Genomic DNA, 5,536 nt, shown 5'->3' with positions numbered 1-5,536 from the left:
TATCAGTCATGCTTTTGCAGATGGATTGCACATCACTCGCTTCTACCAAAAAATAGAAGAAAGACTAAATTCACTATAACAAATATTCTTTATAGACAGATAAAAGAGGATGGCTAGCCATCCTCTTTTTGTGTTATTTAATAAGTGGATGGAGTATTAAATAAATCCATACACCTTCTTAACTTCCCGTATACTCATTTATACTACTTGTTAAAATAATTCTTATTAAAAGTCAATTCTCTCTACTTTAATCATTAAATTTAGCGGTTGAATAAGATATGACAAAACACATCAATGAAAAAGATAGACAAATCTGCTGACAAAGTCTTTTTTACTTCCGACTTACATTTTGGCCACGAATGGATCATTTCCTTTAATCAGCGTCCGTACAAAAGTGTTGAACAGATGGATGATGAATTGATTAAAAACTGGAATCAAACTGTTCCCAAAGATGGCATTGTATTCGTATTGGGTGATATTGGCTACACGGATGACAAACGAATTATAGAGATATTCAATCAGCTTCACGGTGAGAAAATACTAATTAAAGGGAATCACGATTGGGACTATTATAAAGAGGAAACCTTAAATAGTTTGTTCAAAGAAGTTTATGATCTTTTATTTCTTAGGGTACAAGACTATAATCATTCGGTGTACCATTATATGGTGCTCTGTCATTACCCTATGTTCGATTGGCAAAACTCTTATAAAGGTACATGGCAGTTATTTGGGCATATTCACACCCGTAGGTTGAAAGAATTTCAAACGGTAAAGTCTCGTCTATTTTCTACACAATATGATGTGGGAGTTGACAATAATCAGTTTCGCCCTATATCTTGCCGTGAAATAAGCGAGATTATTGAGAAGCAAAAGAAGAATCCTCTCTTTAAGCAATCTAATTACTACTAACCACTATCCCTTATCTATAAATACAAATACTATGTACACAATCATCCGCAAAAAAGACTTATGTACCTCCGTATGGAGTGGGGGTACTACTACTCAGCTGGCTATTTATCCTCCACAATCCATTTATGCTCAGCGTAACTTTAAATGGAGGGTGAGCTCGGCCCAGGTTGATGATGAAACTTCTACTTTTACATCCTTACCTAATATTGCTCGTATCCTAATGCCTCTTGAAGGAGATTTAGAGCTTTCACATAAATCGAAAGGAGACTTTCATTTGGCTCCTTTTGATCAGAATCATTTTTGGGGAGACTGGCACACTACCAGTCGTGGAAAAGTAAAAGACTTTAATGTGATGCTATCTGAGGGTAGTAGTAAGGTAGATGTATTGCACTTGGAGTCTACAGAATCTTATCTGAATAATACAAATTTGGAAGAATTACAATACAATACATTTTTTCCTACTTTCTGGGATAATCCACTCGATAAAGAAGAGGACTGCATGAGTGAGTTATATTATTTCTATGAAGGCACCTCCTTTGAGGTTGTCGTAGCGAATAAGAAAGAAACCTTATTGGCTGGAGACGTACTTGTATATACAGCTCATAAAGACGAGTGGGGTAAGTATAAGTTAGGTATAATTGCTCAAGCACCACAGCCAAGTGTTATTATAAAAGTGCAAATATTACACTCTCGATAAGCATGATAAAGAGTCTCTTTCAAAGCTTCAATGCAATAAGAATGTGATTTATATTTGCTATTCTATATGTATTACCAAATAGATAACTGCTTATAACCTCTGATAAATAAAGTGTTAAGGGGATTATATTTACCAACCTCATCATTGTAAGAAGGCAGAAGCAGAATAAATGTAGTATTTTTTGGACAATTAATATAAATTATTGATCTTTATATCAAGATGTTGTGTAACACGTTATTACTATAAACAGATAGAGCTTTATAGGTGTTTATATATTAACCAACCCTTAAAAAATTTGAATATGACTTTTTTTGATTCATTAGTAATTACATTTGTAACCTTGGCTGCTGTTGGCGTTGTGCTGTACTTGATCAATTATTATGTAAAAGATGATCGAGCTTCACAAAAACAAGGAGAATAATTGTAAGTAGAGTATCAAGCCTTCATGTTGAAATGAAGAAAACGAATACAAAAAGGACCTATCTAATTAAGTTTAGAGAGGTCCTTTTTTGATAAGTACAAGCAGAGCATATTTATGCGTATGAATAATTATATTTATTCTATTTTTTAGGGAGTGAAACATAGAACACATTCTGACACCGACATCGTAATGACATGACACCGACATGTTGCCTTTTTGACCCTGATCTAATGCTATTTTGACTTAGTCAGAATAAACTGAAGTTTTTGAGTGTATGATTATACAAAAAAGAGACTGTCTCCTTGTACAGAAACAATCTCTTTGAAACATAAATATTTTATACTTAGAATTTTACTTGGTAAGCTTTAATAAGTTGATTCATAGCCTTCTCCAATAGAGGCTTAGGACAACCTACATTGAGCCTCATAAAACCACTACCCCCTTTGCCAAAACTAATACCTGGATTCAAAATGAGTCCGGCCTCTTCTTTAAAGAATGCATCGAGTTTGTTATCTGCTAAGCCCAATTCTCGACAATCTAAAAAGATAAGGTAGGAAGCTTCTGGCTTTATCATTTTTATGCGTGGCATCTTTTCTTTTAATAGCTGACTAACATAATTGATATTTCCTTGAATATACTCTAATAGCTGAGGAAGCCAATCTGAACATTCATTGTATGCAGCTATGAGTGAACAATAGGCAAACATATGACTACTTGTAACGTCAAGTGCTTCTACGAAACTTTGATATTCCTCTCTTCGTTTTTTATCTTTTATAATGCAATATGAACTGGCTAACCCAGGCATATTAAATGCCTTGCTGGGAGACATAAATACAATAGAATTCTGTTCTGCCTCTGTAGAAACTGTAGCAAAAGCATGATGTTGGTGAGGCGGAAGTGTTAAATCAGCATGTATCTCATCTGAAATAATCAGTACATCATTCTTCTTACAGATATGAGCAATCTTTTGTAATTCTTCTTTAGTCCACACTTTTCCTCCTGGATTATGTGGATTGCAAAGAATAAATAATTTGGCCCCTTGAATATCTTTTTCGAACTGCTTGAAGTCTATTTGAAATTCATGATTCGTATCGATAAGAAGAGAGTTGTACGTTACTTTTCGCTTATTGGCAATAGGAACATTGAAGAAGGGTGGATATACGGGAGACATAACAAGTATCTTATCTTCGGGTTGACTAAAGCACTGGATAGCAAACGCTATACCTCTTACAATTCCTGGAGTAAAAATAATTTCTTCATCTTCTACTATCCAATTGTATCGGTTTTTTGTCCACCTCTTTATCGCTTCATGCCAACGACTGGGGAGCATAGTATAACCAAGAACTCCTTTGTCAAGCATGTTTTGAATAGATTTCAGGATAGGGATAGGGGTCTTGAAGTCCATATCTGCTACCCACATTGGTATAAAGTCTTTGTTATTCATTTCCATTGCTGGTTCATCGTATTTTACGGAATCCGTATTATTACGATCAATAACTTCATCAAAATTAATTTTCATAGTTTCAATATTATAGGTAAGTAAAAAACAAGGAGAAGGTATTTCTTTCTTTCTCTCTCAATAAGGCTAGTTTTTAGTCTTTATACTAAAGAAGAGTTTTCGATATGAAAATGTTCATTACATTTGGCTTATATCAAGAAAACCACTATAAACCTTGCACTCAGCATTAAAGGTATTAAGAATCTCCTAAATAAAGAAAGGGATATTACTACTATTTATTAGATTTGAAATGAGGGGAATGTGGTAACCTCTATTTTATATATGATTATGGATACAACTGCTATATACACAAAAAAAGAAGAATTGGCCAATACTATAACCCATTTGGCTGGTATAATACTTGGATTGATTGCTAGTTACTATCTTTTAGGGAAAGCTTACGCTCATGACGATGTCCATTGGGCGGTATCAAGTGTTCTTGTTTATCTCTTTGGTATGCTTTCGAGTTATGGAATATCTGTCATTTACCATGGCTGTTCCAATAGATATCGCAAAAAGAAGCTTCAGAAGATCGACCATGCTGCTATTTACTTACATATAGCAGGAACTTATACCCCCTTTACATTGATTACCTTACGACATGCTGGTAGTTGGGGCTGGATGTTGTTTTCCTTTGTTTGGTTCTCCGCCTTGCTAGGTATATTGATGAGTTTCAGGAACCTAGACAAGCATAGTCATCTTGAAACTCTCTGTTATGTCATAATGGGATCTGTTATATTAATTGCATTCAAGCCTTTTATGGATGTATTGGGGAGTACAGGTAGAATGGATGTGTTGTATTGGATAATTGCGGGCGGAGTATTTTATATTGTAGGAGCCTTGTTCTATTCTTTTACAAGAATAAGATATATGCACACTGTGTTTCATCTATTTGTAGTGGGTGGTAGTGTATGTCATATACTCGCTGTCTATGCAGCACTTTAGACTGAATATTACAATCGTATTTCGATTCACAAAGATGTTCCACTTTTTCCTTGTATTTGGCTTAAATTATTACTGATAGCCTTGGTATGATATCCTAGTTTTATATCTTGCATGAAAGAAAAATAATAATCAATCATAGATATTAGTTGTTAAATGAAGGTAGAAAAGAGTGGCTAGTGATAGTCGCTCTTTTTTCATATATAAAAAGAGCCTCGCTTCAATAAGCAAGGCTCTTAATTCTTTAAAATCATAAGGTAAATGAGAGAATATCTATGATTTTAGTTTTGTTTTTTGTAGCTAATAGTCATTTCGCCATCTCTAAGGATAAGAGAATCAGCAGAAATAGCTTCAACTTCGAAAGCAATAGTGTCAGTTGTTATTTCAGCACCTTGTTTTTCTTGGATTAAGTATAAATTGCTATCATCAACCCACCATTTTGTATTGGCAACAGTAGCATTGTTAATAGACTCAGCAAGGCTATCGCTTTTAAGAGCAATACCTTGAACTTCTTCTGCGTTAGCAGGATTAGCTTCTACCCATGAACCTAGGAATGCTTCTGAAGCATCAGCAGGAGTTTCTTCAACAACAGCTTCTACTTCTGTGTTTTCTACGTTTTCTTGATTTTTAGCTTTGTTTTGGCATGATGCTAGAACAAAAACAAATGCACCTAAAATAATTGCAATCTTTTTCATACTGTTTTATAATTAAATTAATTGTGAATAATCATTTACTTCTTCGTATTTAGCATACAGTTGCACTACAGTTACTCTTAAGGGTTCTCTCTATGCCTCTGTCAAAATAATTGAAGAGCTTTTGGGCGAATATACGTCTAAAATATAGGGATGAAGGATTAAATAAATACCTCTCTTTGTTGAAGGGATGGTAGTGAATCTTATTCTTGTAACTAATCCTGTTACATTGATAAAAGGAAGTGTTAACATTCTATTTATCAGATTCATATAAAGAGTAAGTGGTTGTATCTATCTGTTTCTTTTACTAGAGCTTTTTGTTATCGGGGGGCAAATGTAGTCATTTTTATGATTCACCAAATAAATTAAGCAAAAAA

5 protein-coding genes are annotated in these 5,536 nt (G+C 34.1%); 3 read left to right on the top strand and 2 right to left on the bottom strand.

The window, feature by feature from the left end; all coding sequences use genetic code 11:
* Window positions 1-294: 294 nt before the first annotated feature.
* Both K8V80_RS05380 and K8V80_RS05375 read left to right on the top strand, forming a co-directional pair.
* Window positions 295-909 (top strand): metallophosphoesterase, encoded by a 615-nt coding sequence (locus K8V80_RS05380; RefSeq protein WP_276775936.1) that lies wholly within the window; start codon window positions 295-297, stop codon window positions 907-909.
* Window positions 910-940: 31 nt separating this feature from the next.
* On the top strand, window positions 941-1,606 hold the full coding sequence (locus K8V80_RS05375) for a HutD family protein (RefSeq protein WP_276775934.1): 666 nt from the start codon (window positions 941-943) through the stop codon (window positions 1,604-1,606).
* A gap of 764 nt (window positions 1,607-2,370) precedes the next feature.
* On the opposite strand, the gene K8V80_RS05370 is transcribed toward K8V80_RS05375, so the two are convergent.
* Window positions 2,371-3,546 carry a MalY/PatB family protein gene (locus K8V80_RS05370; RefSeq protein WP_276775932.1) on the bottom strand — a complete coding sequence of 392 codons (1,176 nt, stop codon included), beginning with the start codon at window positions 3,544-3,546 and terminating at the stop codon, window positions 2,371-2,373.
* 261 nt (window positions 3,547-3,807) lie between these two features.
* Here K8V80_RS05370 and trhA point away from each other — a divergent pair, with 261 nt between their 5' ends.
* Window positions 3,808-4,470, top strand: coding sequence for a PAQR family membrane homeostasis protein TrhA (gene trhA / locus K8V80_RS05365; RefSeq protein WP_423773061.1), 663 nt, complete (start codon window positions 3,808-3,810; stop codon window positions 4,468-4,470).
* A 278-nt stretch (window positions 4,471-4,748) separates the two neighbouring features.
* Here the strand turns inward: trhA and K8V80_RS05360 are convergent, their stop codons facing one another.
* Entirely contained in the window at window positions 4,749-5,162 is a 414-nt protein-coding gene (locus tag K8V80_RS05360; protein ID WP_276775928.1) for a lipocalin family protein, read from the bottom strand.
* Window positions 5,163-5,536: the final 374 nt, after the last annotated feature.

Source organism: Bacteroides coprosuis (assembly GCF_020741705.1).
Lineage (GTDB): Bacteria > Bacteroidota > Bacteroidia > Bacteroidales > Bacteroidaceae > Bacteroides_E > Bacteroides_E coprosuis.
The sequence above is the reverse complement of the archived record's forward strand: the minus strand, read 5'-3'. Positions and strand labels throughout refer to the sequence as shown.

Coding starts and splice junctions, on each gene's coding strand:
- K8V80_RS05380 (WP_276775936.1), top strand. CDS start 295: ATGAAAAAGATAGACAAATCTGCTGACAAAGTCTTTTTTACTTCCGAC.
- K8V80_RS05375 (WP_276775934.1), top strand. CDS start 941: ATGTACACAATCATCCGCAAAAAAGACTTATGTACCTCCGTATGGAGT.
- K8V80_RS05370 (WP_276775932.1), bottom strand. CDS start 3,546: ATGAAAATTAATTTTGATGAAGTTATTGATCGTAATAATACGGATTCC.
- trhA (WP_423773061.1), top strand. CDS start 3,808: ATGATTATGGATACAACTGCTATATACACAAAAAAAGAAGAATTGGCC.
- K8V80_RS05360 (WP_276775928.1), bottom strand. CDS start 5,162: ATGAAAAAGATTGCAATTATTTTAGGTGCATTTGTTTTTGTTCTAGCA.